General features: G+C 44.0%; 14 protein-coding genes. 4 read left to right on the top strand and 10 right to left on the bottom strand.

The genetic code is table 11. The features are described 5' to 3' along the window. Positions 1-2 precede the first annotated feature (2 nt). From CJD36_RS11800 to CJD36_RS11790, 3 genes are all read right to left on the bottom strand, one after another. The gene (locus tag CJD36_RS11800) at positions 3-2,624 is read right to left on the bottom strand and encodes a glycoside hydrolase family 2 protein (protein ID WP_105039378.1); all 2,622 of its coding nucleotides are present in this window, start codon (positions 2,622-2,624) and stop codon (positions 3-5) included. Positions 2,625-2,711: 87 nt separating this feature from the next. After that, a complete protein-coding gene (locus CJD36_RS11795) occupies positions 2,712-3,488 on the bottom strand; it encodes an enoyl-CoA hydratase-related protein (protein ID WP_105039377.1) in 777 nt (258 codons plus the stop codon). Between the two features lie 188 nt (positions 3,489-3,676). Then, the gene (locus tag CJD36_RS11790; protein WP_105039376.1) at positions 3,677-4,720 is read right to left on the bottom strand and encodes a hypothetical protein; all 1,044 of its coding nucleotides are present in this window, start codon (positions 4,718-4,720) and stop codon (positions 3,677-3,679) included. 175 nt (positions 4,721-4,895) lie between these two features. On the opposite strand from CJD36_RS11790, the gene CJD36_RS11785 reads away from it, so the two are divergent. Beyond that, positions 4,896-5,831: a M28 family peptidase gene (locus CJD36_RS11785; protein ID WP_105039375.1), complete on the top strand. Its 936-nt coding sequence runs from the start codon at positions 4,896-4,898 to the stop codon at positions 5,829-5,831. Between the two features lie 226 nt (positions 5,832-6,057). Here CJD36_RS11785 and CJD36_RS11780 read toward each other — a convergent pair whose 3' ends face one another. From CJD36_RS11780 to CJD36_RS11770, 3 genes are all read right to left on the bottom strand, one after another. Next, the gene (locus CJD36_RS11780; RefSeq protein WP_105039374.1) at positions 6,058-7,191 is read right to left on the bottom strand and encodes a glycosyltransferase; all 1,134 of its coding nucleotides are present in this window, start codon (positions 7,189-7,191) and stop codon (positions 6,058-6,060) included. Beyond that, positions 7,188-7,886, bottom strand: coding sequence for a nucleotidyltransferase family protein (locus tag CJD36_RS11775; protein ID WP_105039373.1), 699 nt, complete (start codon positions 7,884-7,886; stop codon positions 7,188-7,190). Before CJD36_RS11775 ends, CJD36_RS11780 begins: the two co-directional genes overlap by 4 nt. Before the next feature lie 217 nt (positions 7,887-8,103). Further along, positions 8,104-9,126, bottom strand: a complete 1,023-nt coding sequence (locus tag CJD36_RS11770; protein WP_105039372.1) for a GHMP family kinase ATP-binding protein — start codon at positions 9,124-9,126, stop codon at positions 8,104-8,106. Between the two features lie 186 nt (positions 9,127-9,312). Between CJD36_RS11770 and CJD36_RS11765 the strand changes: the two genes are divergently transcribed. Further along, positions 9,313-10,071: an ABC transporter ATP-binding protein gene (locus tag CJD36_RS11765; protein ID WP_105039371.1), complete on the top strand. Its 759-nt coding sequence runs from the start codon at positions 9,313-9,315 to the stop codon at positions 10,069-10,071. A 134-nt stretch (positions 10,072-10,205) separates the two neighbouring features. Here CJD36_RS11765 and CJD36_RS11760 read toward each other — a convergent pair whose 3' ends face one another. From CJD36_RS11760 to CJD36_RS11745, 4 genes are read right to left on the bottom strand one after another with little or no spacing between them, the layout of a single operon-like run. Continuing rightward, positions 10,206-11,153, bottom strand: a complete 948-nt coding sequence (locus CJD36_RS11760; RefSeq protein ID WP_105039370.1) for a tetratricopeptide repeat protein — start codon at positions 11,151-11,153, stop codon at positions 10,206-10,208. A 33-nt stretch (positions 11,154-11,186) separates the two neighbouring features. Further along, entirely contained in the window at positions 11,187-12,803 is a 1,617-nt protein-coding gene (locus CJD36_RS11755; protein WP_105039369.1) for a hypothetical protein, read from the bottom strand. 30 nt (positions 12,804-12,833) lie between these two features. Beyond that, positions 12,834-13,817 carry a hypothetical protein gene (locus tag CJD36_RS11750; protein ID WP_133162612.1) on the bottom strand — a complete coding sequence of 328 codons (984 nt, stop codon included), beginning with the start codon at positions 13,815-13,817 and terminating at the stop codon, positions 12,834-12,836. 5 nt (positions 13,818-13,822) lie between these two features. After that, positions 13,823-14,785, bottom strand: a complete 963-nt coding sequence (locus CJD36_RS11745) for a hypothetical protein (RefSeq protein WP_105039367.1) — start codon at positions 14,783-14,785, stop codon at positions 13,823-13,825. Positions 14,786-15,020: 235 nt separating this feature from the next. Between CJD36_RS11745 and CJD36_RS11740 the strand changes: the two genes are divergently transcribed. Beyond that, positions 15,021-15,350: a hypothetical protein gene (locus tag CJD36_RS11740; protein WP_105039366.1), complete on the top strand. Its 330-nt coding sequence runs from the start codon at positions 15,021-15,023 to the stop codon at positions 15,348-15,350. A gap of 21 nt (positions 15,351-15,371) precedes the next feature. Beyond that, positions 15,372-17,147, top strand: a complete 1,776-nt coding sequence (locus CJD36_RS11735; protein WP_105039365.1) for a ligand-binding sensor domain-containing protein — start codon at positions 15,372-15,374, stop codon at positions 17,145-17,147. Positions 17,148-17,167 lie beyond the last annotated feature (20 nt).

Below are 17,167 nucleotides of genomic sequence, written 5' to 3'. Positions count from 1 at the left end.
AATTATTTGATTTCAATGAATTGTCGTCTGGTATTCCACCCTTCAACATATAGTTGTAAGGCTTCTTTAATGGTTGAGTTTACTTGTAAGATATAAGTTTTTTCCTGTCCCGGCAATACGGAAACATAATTGTCGCTGTAAAAGGCAGGGAGTACTCTTTCTCCGCTAGCATGAATAAGCGTCAGTCGCTGAAAGAATGCAACCGGATTACCCAACGGATTAGCTATGGTGACTTCTATTCCCTTATCCGTTTGTCTGGCCGATGCATTCAACTTTGCTAATGGCATTTTTTGCAGCAATGGATAATTACCCTTTGCATCTGTCAACCAATAAAGGTTATCATCTACCGGTACATTAGTTGCTGAATCGGTAAGGCTGAGGTAGAGAAATATGCCCTCTTGCTTAGCCAATGAATCTATCTCTTTGCCAAACTTATATTGTTGTTTGCAGGAAGATGCAGCCACTTGTACATATTTCGAAGTCAGCGGAATTTCATCACCCGCAGCAGTATATGCCTTGGCAATGAGTTCCATTTTTTCGGTTGGCGTAAAATGATTGTTGGCAACAAGCACCAACTTGTTGATGTGGTCATACATCACATGCAGCTGTTTGCTACCGGTGCGGGTACCATACAGGCAGGCATTGGGATCCACGTAGTAGTCATACATCTGGCCCTTCATAGCTGTCCATGGGTTCTGTGTTTTCCATATAATGATGCCGGTGTACCAGTCCCACATGCGGGCAGTGGCGCCTTCCATCAATGCTCGGTATTGGTCATAGTTGACCAGTTGTGCCCGGCGGGCAAAGTCTTCTATTGTTTTCGGATGCCCATAGACTTCTATAGCTGAGTCATAGCCCTCATAGCGGTGATAGCGCCATACAGAATCAACGATCCATTTACGCATAGATGTATCATAATAGGGGACTACAAGGTTAGAGTCTGGCAGGAACCTTTTTAGCGACTCCACATCGCCAATGCCTATTGAGCCTATCTCTGAATTGAATGGGAATGACTTATGCGCCCAGAAGTAGTCTTTAGACTGCAACACATATGGCCCATCACCGCCGTGCAGCGACATACTATCATCATTAGAAAATTCAAAGAAGTAGCGGGTGCCATCAAGCGTAGGCAAGATAGAGTCGCGCATAGCACTGAGAATATCAGCAGGAGGTCTTATCTCATTGCCGCCGCACCAGAGTGCAAGCGATGCGTGATTGCGCAGCATCTTTACCTGATCTTCCACTGATTCGATGAATAGTTTATGGTTGTCGGGGTAGTTGCGGCGGGCATTGGTGTCTTCCAGTTTCAACGGGTCGTACCAGCGGCCATTACAGTCGCCCGATGCCCAGAAATCCTGCATCACCAACAGTCCGTATTTATCGCAGGCATCGTAAAAGGCGGGCCTTTCAGTTATACCGCCACCCCATACACGAATGAGGTTAAGGTTCATGTCTTTATGAAAATGTACTTCATGATCATATCGCTCGTCATCAAACCTAAGCAGCGCATCAGACAAAATCCAATTACCACCTTTAATAAATATTTTCTGTCCGTTTACTCTTATTTCGCGGCTATTGGTCTTGTTATTCCATGCAGTCTTTATCTGCCTTACACCAATATTCAATTCCTCTTTATCGGACAGGGTTTTGCTATTGATGAGAAAAGAGATCTTACAAGGATATAGGTTTTGTGGACCATAACCATTGGGCCACCACAACCTAGGATCTTCCAGTTCAAGATCGGGGAACTCAATTGTTTCTACAGAATGGGGTTGTAGTGTTACCGACACCTTTACTTTCTTCCCCCCGAGTTCATAAATAGCAGTACCACGGATCTCACTATCGCATGTATTTTCAGCTTCTGTTGTCACTTTAATTGTTGCGGGCTTTTGCTTGCCTTCAACATTACGTTTGCCGGGCACCAAAGTACCCACATGTGTATTCTCTATGTGTACCTGTTTAGTACGCTTAATGGTTACCTTATCCCATATGCCTGTATTGCGGTCGGCAATGGGTTGTATCCAGTCCCAGCCGGCAGGGTATTGATTAGTAACACTATGTGCAATGACACCATCACCACCCTGCCCGCCATTAGGATTACCAACAGGTGAGGGCGGATAGACAATAACGGCTAGTCTGTTTTTGCCGGTAGGATTAAGATAGCGGGTAATGCTGTAACTACTCCGCAGGAACATTCCGGTATCTCTTACGTCATTGACCTTATGCCCGTTAAGGAAAACATCATAGCTATAATTGATACCCCTGAACTGCAACATGACCTCATCTCCGTTGGCTGCAGGTGCATGATTAAAATCATTGACAAACCAGAAGGTATAATATGCCGCGCCTGTGGTATAGATATCCGGAATGAGTTTATTGTTCATGCCGAAGAAAGGATCGAGGAACAATTTGTTGTTGAGCAATGTAGTCAATACCGTGCCGGGAATGGTGGCCGGCAGCCAGCCTGCAACGTCTGTAACAGGTGTTGAGATCTCTTCACCAGACTTATTGATATCGGTAGCACGCGTACACTTCCAGCCGCTGTTCAGTTCTACCTCCTGTTGTGCCGTAGCACAATGAGCTATAAAAAACAGGAAAAATAGTAGTGTGGTGACGCGGCGCATATGATATAAAAATAGACCTGAAGATTATTACAGAAGGGTGCAGATATTAAAGTAAAAAAGGCGGGTGTTGATGCACCCGCCTATGAATTATTTCCCTTTAAAAACCGGTTTTCTCTTTTCAAGAAATGCCATTACGCCTTCCTTGAAATCGTGCGTAGCACCGGCTTCCATCTGTACATGCTTTTCAGCATCCAGTTGTTCTTCCAGTGTATTATCGTAAGTGATGTTGAGGAGCTTTTTGGTAAGGCCTATACCGCGTGTAGGCATCATAGCCAGTTTGGTTGCTATCTTTTTGCTTTCCTCTTCAAATGTTTCATCAGCGAATGATTTGAAGATCATGTTCATGGCCACAGCCTCGGGGCCGGATACTTTTTCTGCTGTCATCATCAAGGCAGCAGCGCGCTGCATACCAACGAGGCGGGGCAGAAAGTACGTACCACCACTATCCGGTATCAAGCCAATATTACTGAATGCCTGAATGAACGATGCGCTGTTTTTTGCCACTACTATGTCGCAAGCCAGTGCAAGGTTAGCACCAGCACCCGCTGCTACGCCGTTTACAGCAGCAATTACAGGCTTTTCCATGTTGCGGATACGGAGTATGGTTGCATTATAATGCTCACGTACCATGCGCTCAAAATCTTCGGGACTTGGGCTCATTGCCTCAGAAAGATCCTGACCTGAGCAGAAGCCTTTACCGGCTCCCGTCATGTACACACATCTTACTGTTTCATCGTTAGCGCAATCATCGAGATGGGCCTGTAAAGTCAGGGCCATCTCGCGGTTGTAGCTGTTATACGTTTCGGGGCGATTGAGCGTAATGTAGCCAACGCCATTTTCTTTATGAAGCAATACTGTACTCATACAACAAATGTAATTACAGTTGGGGTATTTTGGTAGTGGTGAGGGGAAGAAATACGTCTACGATGTATTATTAATGACAACGATTATTATCCTGAAGACAAAACGAATACGTCCCGTGCGAATGTCGTGGTTCAGCGAGGCTCACCATGACATTCGGGGAAAATCATTGTTTCCAGGATACTATAAAGCTAGATAGTAGAATAAACTCTCTTACCAGTATTCAGGTCAAACACCTCGAGGTATTTGCCACCGGGCTGGGCTACTTCCATCATCAGCCTGTTTTTGTAGATGCTGAGATAAACATTGCCGGGGATACCTGTAGCCTGCTGTACCTCGCCGTTCCATACGGGCTTGCCTGTTTTGGCACTGAATGCTACAAGGCTTATGCCGGGGCCAGACTGATGATAGCGTGCCAATATGATTGTAGTATCATTTACCACTGATTCTGCAACCAGCTTGGCCACATTATTATCTCTAAGCGCCCAGTTGCTGCCCTGCATGCTTACCTTCACTGTTTTGGCTGTTTCATCGCGAACGAGGTAACCTTTAAAGGCAACCTCGTTATCTGACCGAATAACACCGCAGACAGTAGCTTCTATAGGCTGCGCCTTGCCATCTTTAAGGTCTACAATTACTGTTTTATGAATGCTTTTTGCATTAAGAGAGGTGAAGACGACAAACCTGTCAGTGTGTGTAAAATAGAAAAGGTATGGTGTTTTAAAATCGTCTTTATCCTTAACCGGTGTAAACAATGTGTGAGGAATGTTCTGACGGCATTTTACTTTGCACCATTCGTCTACCCTTGTTACTCTGTAGCCTACATTTCCTTCGAAGCGCTGTATATGCACAACACCGTCTGATACGGGAAAGATAAAATCATTGCCCGGCACATCATCTAGCGGCGTTTCTTCTTTATTTGTTTCAATAAGTACCTCCTTGCCATGTGGCGGAATACTATATGACATGTGGCCTTCATCAGCTATTTTGAATGGGCGGCCTTTATATACTGTTTCAGTAGGAACCGTTCCGGTAAGATTGACAACATTGAATCTTGCAGCGAATTTGCTAACCGTTTTGAAGTTTACTGAATCGACATTTTGCGGAATAGAGTCCGTTTTAACAAGCGTTTCCAGATCGAGCCATGAGTTATTGATCGGGTACATGTTCTGTGCCTTTACGCTCACTACGCCTATTGACAATACTAACTGAAGGGTAAGTAATGTTCTCTTCATAAATATGACTATTTTTTCAAAAGTAGAAAAAAGTTTATTATCTGCATAGCGTTTGATGATTTGTTTTAATGAACTAATGTATGATAGTCAGAGCGCTGCGGACCACTACACATAGTAAACAAGTTGCTTAACGTTTTAATGACAGCGTATGGTTTCTGCCGTATATTTATTGCCGATGAAAAATCTGTTAGTAGTATTCCTGTTGATTTCCTTTGGCGCATTGGCCAAAGGCACTGTAGTATGTGCTGATTCTATACAGCTAAGGCGACATGTGTATACCATAACCGGAGGCCCTACCTTCCGCAACATTAATGATACTACCACACTCAATAAGACCAGCCACTATATTCAAAATGAACTGGGGAAATACACAACAACTGTAACACTACAACCTTACCAGGTAAATGGCAAAGAGTACCGCAATATCATTGCTTCTTATGGGCCAGAAAATGCGCCGAGGATAATAATTGGTGCGCACTATGATGTGTGCGATGAGCAGGCGGGCGCCGATGATAATGCCAGTGGAGTGGCGGGATTGCTGGAACTGGCGCGTATGCTGAGTAAGGAGGACGCATCGAAATGGCAATATAGAATAGACCTTGTGGCCTATACTCTTGAAGAGCCGCCTTCATTCAAGACCGCTAATATGGGTAGTACTGTTCACGCAAGGCACCTGGCTGAGGCGCACGTACCGGTATTGGGAATGATAAGCCTGGAGATGATAGGCTATTACAAAGACGCCAAGCACACACAAAAATATCCACTGGGTTTCTTTAAGTGGTTTTACGGTACAAGAGGCAACTATATAACAGTGGTGAAGAAGCTGCATGGCGGCAAGTTTGTCCGTCAGTTTACGCGTGGGTTTAAGCATGGGGATAACATCATTACAAAAGTATTTGCTGCACCAAGTTGGGTGCCGGGAGTAGATTGGTCGGACCACCTGAGCTATTGGGCATATGGGTGGCAGGCACTAATGATCACAGACACTTCATTCTTCAGGAATGCAAACTATCACGAAAAGACGGACACCCCCGATACGCTCGACTATTCACGCATGAGCTTTGTTGTGACCAATTTGTTTAATGCGGTTAGTAAGATGGCGAAGGGGTAACCATCTGGTCGCCTATTCACGCAGATGTTGCACAAATCTCATTTTTGAAGAATTTATCCAACTATACAAAACGAATACGTCCTTTCGTGAGATTGCTTCGTTCCTCGCAATGACCAACTTAATGTATCACAAAAAGCCAGGCCCGATGGCCGTCGGGAGACGGGCAACCGCGCGAGCGTAAACAGAGTTTACGCTCAACATCAGGGGTTAAACGTGGCTCAAAGATTTATTTAGGAAAAACTACATTCATCATTGCCTTTGTAAATATCTCCCAGGTGTATTTTTTCTTTTCTATCAGCATGTTCTCGTGCAGGTTGGGCAGAGAATTTGGCTGGAAGAATTTAAGGATAGCGTCGGCGACAGATGTGGGTTCGGGTTCGGCGACAAAGCCTACTTTACCATCAGGCACAACCTCGGGCAGTCCGCCAACATTGGTAACGATCATTGGCTTTTCAAAATGGTAAGCGATCTGCGTAATGCCGCTCTGGGTGGCCTTTGTGTAGGGCTGTACCACTACATCAGCAGCACTAAAGAAATAACATACTTCGCGCTCCGGTATGAAGTCGGTAAAGAGATGTACTACACTCTGCAGATTATGGTCTGCAATAATTTTATTGTTGATTGCTTCTACGTCTTTACTATAGTATTCACCGGCCACTATCAGCTCTATATCTGAGTTGCGGATACGCTCATCGGCCATTGCCAATAATGCCCTGTCCACCCCTTTGTAGTCGCGTATAAAACCAAAGCACAGCAGGTATTTCTTTGCAGGATCGAGCTTTAATTTCGCACATGCATCCGCTTTGCTTAGCTTGGAACCATAAATATCATATACCGGATGCGGCGAGAAGAACGATGGTTTGTTGATGAACTGTTTCAGGTATTTAAGTTGGTCCTCGCTCATGGTAATGAACGCATCGACCGCTTTAATAAAGTAGTTGGTAAACTGCTTATCTCCCGGGCGGCCTTCATGCGGAATGATGTTATCGACGATACATACCACCCTGGTCTTGCCATTCTTTTTAGCTCCTCTTAATATAGTGCCAAATGCGGGACCCATAAAAGGCAGCCAGTACTTTACAATGATAAGGTCGTACTGCTCCGCATTCATTTTACGGCCTACGTTCAACCAGTTGAGTGGGTTTACCGAATTTACTTCTGTACGTATCTTTAAACCTGCAGGAGCGGGCTCATCAGTAAATTGAGTTTTGCCCGGGAAAAGGAAAGATGGGTATTGCAATGAAAAGGACCAGATGGTAACATCATGATCCTGATCAGTAAGCTCTTGTGACAAGCGCTCATTGAACGCAGCCAGCCCGCCACGCAATGGATGTGCAGTACCCAGATACGCTATCTTCATGGAAACATGGTTTTAAAGTCTTCCTGAGCCTTAGTGTAGTCTTCCGGGATACCTATATCTATAAAGTAGCCTTTGTCTTCAAAACCGTAAAACGTTTTATCACTTACAAATTTTTCCAGGTAGTCTTTTTCAAAAGAGAACTTTTCTGAAAGGTCTTTAGCCATGAAGGCATCGCGGTTGATGATGTACACCCCGCCGTTGATCGTACCTTCGGCGGTAGCCTTCTTTTCATCGAATGCTGTGATCACACCTTTATCGTTAGTATGCACAACGCCATATCGGTCGAAGTTGGACATCTTTTTCAAAGCCAGTGTAGTTGCAGCTTTGTTAGCCTTGTGTGCGGCAAACATTGCTGTAAGGTCTACATCGAACATAGTATCTCCGTTCAATACCAATACATCATCTGTTGCCGCTTCTTCAAGCACGGCTAGTATGCCGCCGCCTGTGCCCAAGGGTTCGGTCTCAACCACATAGTCGAGCTCAAAGAAAAGGAATTGTTCTTCCAGCCAGTTGATGACCACCTTATGCTTGTAGCCCAATGAAAGTATAACACGAGTACAATTGTGCTTAGTCAGATATTCCAGCAGGTAGTGCAGGAATGGTTCACCATTTACCGGTGCCATACATTTAGGTTGCGCGCCTATTACGCCCTGTAGCCTTGTACCTAATCCCCCCGCCAGTATGATAGCCTCCATATAAGTAAAAATTTAAAAATGTTGATTTACCTAACATCATTCAATGTACGGTAATGACAATGGTTACAAAACGAATACGCCCTTACGTGAGATTGCTTCGTTCCTCGCAATGACCCACATCTTTTACTTATTGTCATTGGATGATGATTACGGGGCAACCCGAATAACTTCTCGCAATGACCGGCTTGGGCATTCATATGAGTAGCACCACCTATTATTACATGTGCCAGCTAAATAATCCGCGCTCGGTGAACTGGTATGGAGAGAAATGGCCATTGAAATTTTCAAGGGCTTTCTTTACTCCATAACGTGTATTGCCGGGGCAATAGAACATCATAAAGCCGCCACCACCGGCACCGGATATTTTGCCGCCGGTAGCACCTGCTTTAAGTGCTACTTCATACAGTTCGTCCATCTTGCTGTTGGATATACCCTGCGCCATCTGTTTCTTGAACCTGAAACCGAAATCAAGTATTGCACCTATCTCGTCGATATTCCCCTTGAGTATTGCTTCCTTCATCATCAATGCCTGCTCCTTAAGATTGTGCATAGCATCAATAGATTCTTTGTTCTTGTCCTTTACATTCTGGCTTTGCGCCTCAATGATGGTAGAGGACAAGCGGCTTGTAGCGGTGAAATACAGCAAGAGGTTATTCTCCAGTTCGTACAGATATTCGGGTTTTATGCGCAATGGATTTACGATCACCTTGTTGCCTTCGTAAAACTCCATAAAGTTGACACCACCAAAAGTTGCCGCGTACTGGTCTTGCTTGCCACCGGCCATAGCCAGTTCTACACGCTCTATATCGTAAGCCATCTGGGCAATGTCATATTCGCCCAAAGGTAGGTTCAGCCATTCGGCAAATGCACCAATAATGGCTACCATCAATGTTGAAGAACTACCTAGACCCGACCCCGCAGGAGCATCTACGACTGTAGACAGCTTAAAACCTGACGGCATAGGACCGTACTTTCTTACAATATGGTTATACGCACCTGTTGCCAGGTCGAGCACGCCATCAATTGGTAATTCGTCTGTTTTGGCATAAGAAACTACCTCATCCCTGTCCAGCGCTTCGATGATGATGCGCTGCTCGGGCAGCAACTCAATGCTGGCATAGGCATATAAAGAAATAGTGGCGTTAAGTATTGCGCCACCATACAGGTCGCAATATGGGCTTACGTCTGTACCCCCACCTGCCAGCCCTATGCGCAGTGGCGCCTTGCTACGGTATATCATAATAGAAGGCTAAATTAGGAAAATTATCCTTTCAGGCAGGGATTATGTGCGAATGGCTTCACATATATTAACATTGGTGATCGCCATGACCGCATACTATTGCCACAGGAGGGTAATTTCAACCATGGTCAGGTGGCAATCGGGATATAAACTTTAAATTGCAGCGCGATCTCAAACGCAAAGCATATGGGTGCAATAATACAAGTAAAGGACCTGGTAAAGTCTTACGGTGATTTTGAAGCAGTGAAGGGCATCAGTTTTGAAGTGATGGAAGGTGAAATATTCGGACTGCTTGGCCCTAATGGAGCAGGCAAGACCACTACACTGGAAATTATAGAGACGCTGCGTGCAAAAACAAGCGGTGAAGTAATAGTAGACGGCATAAACCTGGATAAAGACCCACAGGCTATAAAGAACATTATTGGTGTGCAGCTACAAGCTGCAGGGTATTACCCCAGCCTGAACCTGAAGCAGATCATAGACCTGTTTGCCGGTCTATATAACCGTAGTGTGAACCCTATGGCACTTTTAGATACGGTGAATCTGCGCGACAAGGCAAAAAGCAATTTTAAAGAACTTTCGGGCGGGCAGAAACAAAGGTTTTCTATTGCGACGACGCTTATTAATGAGCCTAAGATCATATTCCTTGATGAGCCAACCACTGGGCTTGACCCACAGGCCCGCCGCAATCTGTGGGACCTGATCAAACAACTGCGCGACCGTGGCTGTACGGTAGTGATCACCACCCACTATATGGACGAGGCTGAAGTGCTCTGTGAGCGCGTAGCTATCATAGACAGCGGCAAGATCATAGCGCTGAGCACACCTAATGAACTTATAGACAAGTTGCTCGACTCGGGCTTTAAACGTGAAAAAGAAGTAAAGGGCGCCAACCTGGAAGATGTGTTTCTGAACATGACCGGGAAGGAGTGGCGGGAGGGGTAAGTTTCAACTTAAAATTGAAAACTCAAAAAGAACCTCTTATATTTTTCACAGATCGCGGCACAACGCATATGGACAATGAAACAAAGGGCAGCACTTTACGGTGCTGCCCTTTGCAATATTACTGAACGAAACTATTATTCATTGAAAGAGGTATAGATACCCACACCAATAGATATCATGCTCATTTTTACAGGCATATCGAAGTATTCATTGTAATCAGAGTTTACGCTTAGTTTAGAGCGCGTCAACTTATTATATTCTGCAAATGCAGTGAAGATATGCTTGTAGTAAACGCGGCCCCTGACACCGAGGATTGGCGAGCTCCAGAAGAAATTATCATCATTAACGCTGCCGCCAAATGAACTATAGGAATGGCCCAATGTAGCCAACATAGTAAAACCGGCGGTTGGGCCTACCGCTACCGAAAGTTTTTTGTTCTTGTAAACAACCGGCATCAGTGCAATGTTGAGACCCGGATTGAATGCAGCACCAATGCTGTGTATCTTTTCCGGATAAGTATACAGTGCATTCGCATACCATTCTTTGTTTGGACTAACGAGTATACCCAGGTCCACACCAAACTCTAAAACAGCGTGATGATGAAATGCAGGTCTGCCGCGGGTCAGTGTCATTTTAAAGCCGCTGTTGTAGTTGCACTCATTGCGCTTGCCTGTAATGGCTGTACCAGCCAGGTTGAGCAGCTTGTAATTACGGTTAGTGCTTTTATAATTGATATTGCGCGTATCATTCGATCCACCGTTTTTGGCAATGTCTGATTCAAGATAGTTGATCTTGAACTGGGTAGTATCATTGGGCCGGGCAGCCATATATTTTCGATAAAAGAAAACTGCTTCATCTTTATTGCCCTTACATTCATGCATTTCTCCCATCAATTCCACATAGCGGATATCATCCTTACCGTCTATGCTCACCAGTTGCAACTCACGCAGTGCCACATCACATTTCTTTTCCTTTAGCGCACTCTGTGCCGCTTTAAAATATTGTTCATCTTTTGCTGATTGAGCAAACACCTGCGTAAAGAACAACAGGCTTAATATAGCGATAAAACAGGCTCTTCTCATTTTGTGTGTTTATTGGTTCAGATAGTAATAGTATTATTCAAAAGAAACCCAGGCAATTTTGTGTTCCGTTTTTTTGCCCTTCTGCTCTATTATGATAGTTGCAAACAATCCTTCGTCGTTCTGATCGGCAGCATCCATAAAACAGGTTGTCCTATCCTTTTTCCCAACAGGTTTGCCAAACAAAAATTCGTTGCTGATATTACCGTTCCTCATGGTGCAGTAGGCTGCATTGTTTTTAGATTCAGCGAAGTCCTTTTTATGCATTTTATCATTATCCGGATTATCTATCTCCTTTTTGTGAGCAAGGTGGACGATGTAATTGTTCTTTTTTCCAATTACGTACCGGAAAGAATGAAATTGGATATTCGTTCCCATTTTTCGGCTTATATAGGCATTATCCCATTTTCCCGTATTTATATCTTTAATGTACATAGCGCCAAGATCCATACGAGTTGCTGACGTATGTTTTACAAGATAAGATTGCTTTTCTGTACCATCAATACCCATCTCCGAAATGCCAATACTGCCAAATGCCGTACCGGCGCGGTATGTAGCGCCCTTAGACGTGGTGTGGTAGATCATTACCAGCACCTGCTTGATAATAACAGGTTCATTCCTGCCGTTCAGCACAAAGCACTGCGGAACACCCATGTAGTTACCATCACCTTCCTCACCAAGGGAATTGCGCGCAAATGCAGTCACTTTTTCGTTAGATACTTCCTTTACCCCGGCAACATCAAGTGTAGCGGGATTTACATTGCAGAAATAAGAAACGTAGTATTCTCTATTGCGTTTTGTCTTGGTATAGGCGACTATAAGTAACTGAACCTGCCCGGTGGTATAATTATATGCCATCTGTAGGTTGCTGCCACGGAAATCTTCAGTAAAGTCGAGGGGTTTAGTAGTAACAGCCGTTTCGCCTGCACTGAGCTTTGATATATATATCTTGCTCTCTTCCTCACTGCTACCCACATAATAAGTAGCCAGATACACACCCTTATTGCCTTCTACTGCAATGTCCTGGATAACAATATGCCTGATCTTTTTATCAGGCGAGCTAATGCGTGCGGTACTCAGTAACGTGTGCTTTTCATCAAAGTGCATCACCTTTATAGCATCATCGGCATCTTCATCAAGATTATCATAAAAAACAACGGCATAACATCCAGATCTGGTGTCCTTTGCTACTTTCATCTGGGTTTGTACATTATCCTTAGCAAAAAAGGAATTGCCTTTTTTCGTAGTCGCCAGTATGTCTTCTTTTAACAGCTTTCCATCATCTGTATTAATTCTTAGCCTGTAGAGCACAGGATGCTTTTTATCGGTCTGCTGCAGAAAAATAACCAGTTCTCCATTGATGTCATAGGTACCCAAAATGGTGGTGGATTTGAAATCATCACCATCCCACCGCTGGCTTTTTATTGCTGTATGAGATACCAGCTTACGGTCTGTACCATAGATGTTGAGGTCAATAGCCCCATCACCTGAATAATGTGCATAGCAGGTTTTTCCGCTTTTCATCAGCAGTACTTTGTCGTAGCTGCCTATAGCAGGTTCTTCAATAGGCGCACTTTTTTCCACACGTGGCTGTGCGTATACACCTGCGGCAATGAAACATAGTAATAATAATGGAAATAGAAGTTTGCGCATGATTGATAGTTTATTGTTGTAATAATGTTGTTAGTTGAAACCGAATCTTACACCCACGTTTAGTCGCCAGTGATCGAGGCTTACCGGTACAAGCTCTGCATTCTTATCTACGGCTGCTCTTATCGTTCTTAACCCAATGTGCAGATACTGGGCAGATATATATAGATGCTTCCATCCGTAATAGGCTATTCTTGGTCCTATACAGAAATAGGTTTGCCCTCCGCTTGATACCTCTCCGTCTCTATTTTGCACCCATGCACCATTTGCAAATACATGTCCTCCCAATATAGCTCCGGCGGTTATGGTATGCCTGTGGCTATTAATGAGAATATAGTTGAGCGAAGGCTCAAAGCCAAACTTTAAGCCCAGTCCATCTCCTACAGGAATTGGGTTGGCGCGATATGCGGGGTAATCGTACCAGCCGGTATTGCGCCCATATATCACCCCCATGGCTATATCAAAATCGAGAATGAACTTATCATCCATTATCGGCCAACCGAATGACGCTGAAAAAAAATCCAACCCGTTTACTACCAGTGCTTTTTTACCACCGGTCATTGTGGCGTAACCCATCGAGATCAGTGCATAGAAATCTTCAATATTGGCATCTTTATGCTTCCTGAAAGTTGCGTTCTGTCTCTGCAATTTTTCGCGCTCATTTTCAAGACGCAGATCATTAGGAGAGGCGCTCATACCTGTATCCCTCAGAGATACTATTTTTTGCAAGAGACCATCTCCGCGCGCTCCGGCCTTATAGGCTTTGCCGTAATAGATCTCTGCGTATTCCTTATTGCCTTTACACTCATATACCTTTGCCATGGCCATATAGTAAATGCTCATTTCCTTACCCGCTTCCGATACTTGCTGTAGCCGCTTCATGGCACTATCGCAATAGCTACCAGCTTGCAAAATGTTGCCTGCTTCATTAATTAAAGCTGCATCTTTAGGGGTTTGTGCACTTGCAAAACCACAGATCATGAGCAACTGGCCCATTAATACTATTCGTACCAGCATTTTTTTTAGCGCCATCTCATTACTCCTATTTTTATGCCTATCATACTCATGTTGGCTTTAAAGGCAGGCAAGCCTGTTACAAGCGCTTTTGTACTGTATTGGAAATAGTTATAATCAAGTGCAATTGAAAATTTGGAGGTATAATACACAGCCTCCAGGCCCACCACCGGCGCATGGGCTACCGGCATATCTATATCCACTGCCAAATAATCGGCGATGAACGCTACTCGGTATCCTAATATGGGGCCTACGCCTACGGCCTTCTTTTTTGTATTGATAAACAAATAGGGCGCTGTTGCAGAGACATCTAATCCATATCCTTTTTTCAGACCCGAAACGGTTTCTTCGGGCACGCCAGCTATACCGGCGTACCATTTTTTCTGAGGGGAAAAATAAGCGGCTGGCTGAACGTTAATGATTATAGCAGCTTTATTATGATAAACAGGAAAACCAAAATCAAGGCTGTACTTAAGGCCCGAGGTATAGGGTTTATCTTTGCTTGCCGTCATGATCATACCAACAAGATTGTATGAGCGGAAATAGCCGTCTATTGTTGCGGTCTTTCCTCTCTTCTTTTTGTGACCAGTCATGCTGCTATACAGGTCTTTGGCATGCTGCTGCTCACTCTCGACTTTATGCTCGTCCTGGTGTTGTTTACTCAATATATCTACCCTGCTCTTTACAGAATCGTTGCCACCAATTGCCAGGTATTTTTTATAATAGTACAGCGCATCCTCCACATGGTTTTTGCAGTCATGTGCTTTAGCCATGTCCAGATAATAAGGAAGCGTTCGCTTACCTTCTTCACTTACCCCTTCCAGTTTAATGATCGCAGCATCGCACAGGTTGGAAGTAATGAGTTGGGTGGCAGCAGAAATGATCAGGTTATCATCTGTCGTCTGTGCATAGCTATTGCTACAAGAGCATATGCAAAATGCAAAAAGTGATACTATACAACGATAGTTCATAGTGAAATGTAAATGTGTTGTGTAAATATAATATCGCAGTTTCACTCATGCAATAGATTTTACAATCACTTACAAAAAAAGAAGGCCTTAACTACCCGCCTCAATGCAGTTTCCCCGTGCAATTCCTTTGATGAAAATTTCTTTCCCTTCTTTCGCAAAATACATTATCTATTCATTTATTATATTAAAAGCTTAATTTCGCGCCACCTTTCAGATAATATTAATAACGAAATTTATGAATAAGTGTTGTGTAGCGCTGCTAATAGCAGTATTGAGTTTTTTTAAGGTGTCGGCTGCTTATGAGCCGTACTCCCAATGGATGATATTTGCGGGCAATTATGCTTTTCTTGATAATAAGATCACTAAGAAGATCAATTTCTCGGGAGGGCAGGATGTAACCGCAATGGTAGAACAGGCCAATGGCAACCACGTATTTGGTGTTGCCGGCGTTGGTTTGTTTGTTTATGATGGCAAGAAGATGGAACAGTTGAAAACACCGTCTGATTGTTTTGCCAACTATTCTGATATCATATCACTGGCCACAGACAGCAAAAATACGTTGTAGATAGGCACTGCGCAGGGCCTTGTGAAATACGAGGGCGGTAATTTTGTAAACATCCCTGCAACAGAAACCAAGCTGCAGGTGATCACTGATATTGCTATCACAGCTACCGACAAAGTATATGTGAGTGGCATGGTGATGGGCGAAAAGGGTTATGTAGGTGGCGGTTTGTCCTTTTTTAATGGTTCTAACTGGACCAACTTCAATAAAGGCAATTCAGAGATACCCGACAATCTTTTGTCTGATCTACTGGTAGATAATACCGGCCACTTGTGGGCAATTCCTGGGGTAAAGCATGATATGGGTGTTGCTAAATTTGATGGCAAGAACTGGAAATACTATACAACTGCAGCAGGACTTCCTGTAAACCAGGTCAGCGCAATAGCTACTAATAGTACCGGCAAGGTATGGCTGGGCACACCTAAGGGAATTATAGAAAATGACGGTGCTACTTTCACCATGAAGCCTTTCAGCAATAGTTTTACACCTTTGATGGCAGATGTAATATCTCGCATGAATGGCGCGGCCCTTGATGTGATCTCACTGGCAGTAGAAGAAAATGGGACAATATGGGTAGGCACAAAAAATTCAGGAACGTTCTCTTTCCGAAATGGCGGTCTTAAGATACTTACTCCTGCCAACTCACCAATATTAAGCAATGCAACACTTAAAATAAGCATTGATAAGAATGGTTATAAGTGGATGGTTGCGGGATATAAATATGAAGAGTATGCAACCAGCGCCCCTTTCGATAAGAACAGGCACCATACTCCTTATCTTGTAAATACAGGCGGCGTTACTGTATACAGAGAAAATGCCATGATCACTAATCCTAAGTGGATAGTGTATGACAGTACTACATGCCCTTACGACCTTGGCACTACCTCTACTATAGATGAAGACAAGCAGGGCAACATCTGGTTCGCAGGCAGCGGCCTTATGAAATATAAGGATGGTGCGTTCAGTAATTATAAACATGCACAGGCGCTGCACAATGGCTTCTATATCCTTTATTTGGCTCCCGATGGCAAGATATTCCTCCCGTCATCTATTGGCGGCCTTAAGGTATTTGAAAATGGCGCTATCAGCGACTTTTCTAAAGGATTGGGAATGGGTGGCATATCTACACTCACCTATGATAAAGACAATGTACTATGGGCTGCAGGCCAGGGTGGTATATCGCGTAGGGTAAATAACGAGTGGGAAACATTTAAGAAGAGCGATGGCTTACCGGCAAATATTATTTACTCTCTTTTCAAAGACAGTAAAGACTCATTGTGGGCAGGTACAATGAGAGGATTGGTAAAGTGGGATACTACATGGAAAAGAATAGGTGAAGATGTTGATTTCCCATCTGATGACTTTACGTGCATAACAGAAGATAAGAATGGCAGGTTATTACTTGGCTGTAACAAAGGTATCTCTATCTACGATCACAAAACATTTACCAATATCCCTAAGGTAGAATCGCTGAACCTGAACAAATTCCGTGTGAACCAGATCTGTGTGGATAAGAACAACATTGCCTGGATAGCTACTGAAGCTTATGGCGTGCTGCGCTTTGACGGCACTAACTGGACACAGCTGAACAGCAAAACAACCGGTGCGCTATGGGACCGAGTAAGCGCTGTTAAAATGGCATCTGACGGTAAGCTATATATATCATGCGCACAGTCAATGAGCAATGCTTTTGACCCTGAATTGCCTACGCAGGATGCAGATGAATTGCTGCGCCGCGATATAACCAGGAGAATTAAGCTGGCAGACCCAAGGCAGCTTTTTGCCGTAATACAGATGTAATTAATACTTCAACAAAAAAA

Source organism: Flavipsychrobacter stenotrophus, assembly GCF_002954265.1.
Classification (GTDB): domain Bacteria; phylum Bacteroidota; class Bacteroidia; order Chitinophagales; family Chitinophagaceae; genus Flavipsychrobacter; species Flavipsychrobacter stenotrophus.
The sequence above is the reverse complement of the archived record's forward strand: the minus strand, read 5'-3'. Positions and strand labels throughout refer to the sequence as shown.

What these genes read in the sequence shown, in the direction of transcription:
- CJD36_RS11775 (WP_105039373.1), bottom strand. Translation starts at nt 7,886, where the DNA reads ATGGAGGCTATCATACTGGCGGGGGGATTAGGTACAAGGCTACAGGGC.
- CJD36_RS11795 (WP_105039377.1), bottom strand. Translation starts at nt 3,488, where the DNA reads ATGAGTACAGTATTGCTTCATAAAGAAAATGGCGTTGGCTACATTACG.
- CJD36_RS11800 (WP_105039378.1), bottom strand. Translation starts at nt 2,624, where the DNA reads ATGCGCCGCGTCACCACACTACTATTTTTCCTGTTTTTTATAGCTCAT.
- CJD36_RS11780 (WP_105039374.1), bottom strand. Translation starts at nt 7,191, where the DNA reads ATGAAGATAGCGTATCTGGGTACTGCACATCCATTGCGTGGCGGGCTG.
- CJD36_RS11750 (WP_133162612.1), bottom strand. Translation starts at nt 13,817, where the DNA reads ATGCTGGTACGAATAGTATTAATGGGCCAGTTGCTCATGATCTGTGGT.
- CJD36_RS11765 (WP_105039371.1), top strand. Translation starts at nt 9,313, where the DNA reads ATGGGTGCAATAATACAAGTAAAGGACCTGGTAAAGTCTTACGGTGAT.
- CJD36_RS11755 (WP_105039369.1), bottom strand. Translation starts at nt 12,803, where the DNA reads ATGCGCAAACTTCTATTTCCATTATTATTACTATGTTTCATTGCCGCA.
- CJD36_RS11785 (WP_105039375.1), top strand. Translation starts at nt 4,896, where the DNA reads ATGAAAAATCTGTTAGTAGTATTCCTGTTGATTTCCTTTGGCGCATTG.
- CJD36_RS11740 (WP_105039366.1), top strand. Translation starts at nt 15,021, where the DNA reads ATGAATAAGTGTTGTGTAGCGCTGCTAATAGCAGTATTGAGTTTTTTT.
- CJD36_RS11790 (WP_105039376.1), bottom strand. Translation starts at nt 4,720, where the DNA reads ATGAAGAGAACATTACTTACCCTTCAGTTAGTATTGTCAATAGGCGTA.
- CJD36_RS11760 (WP_105039370.1), bottom strand. Translation starts at nt 11,153, where the DNA reads ATGAGAAGAGCCTGTTTTATCGCTATATTAAGCCTGTTGTTCTTTACG.
- CJD36_RS11770 (WP_105039372.1), bottom strand. Translation starts at nt 9,126, where the DNA reads ATGATATACCGTAGCAAGGCGCCACTGCGCATAGGGCTGGCAGGTGGG.
- CJD36_RS11745 (WP_105039367.1), bottom strand. Translation starts at nt 14,785, where the DNA reads ATGAACTATCGTTGTATAGTATCACTTTTTGCATTTTGCATATGCTCT.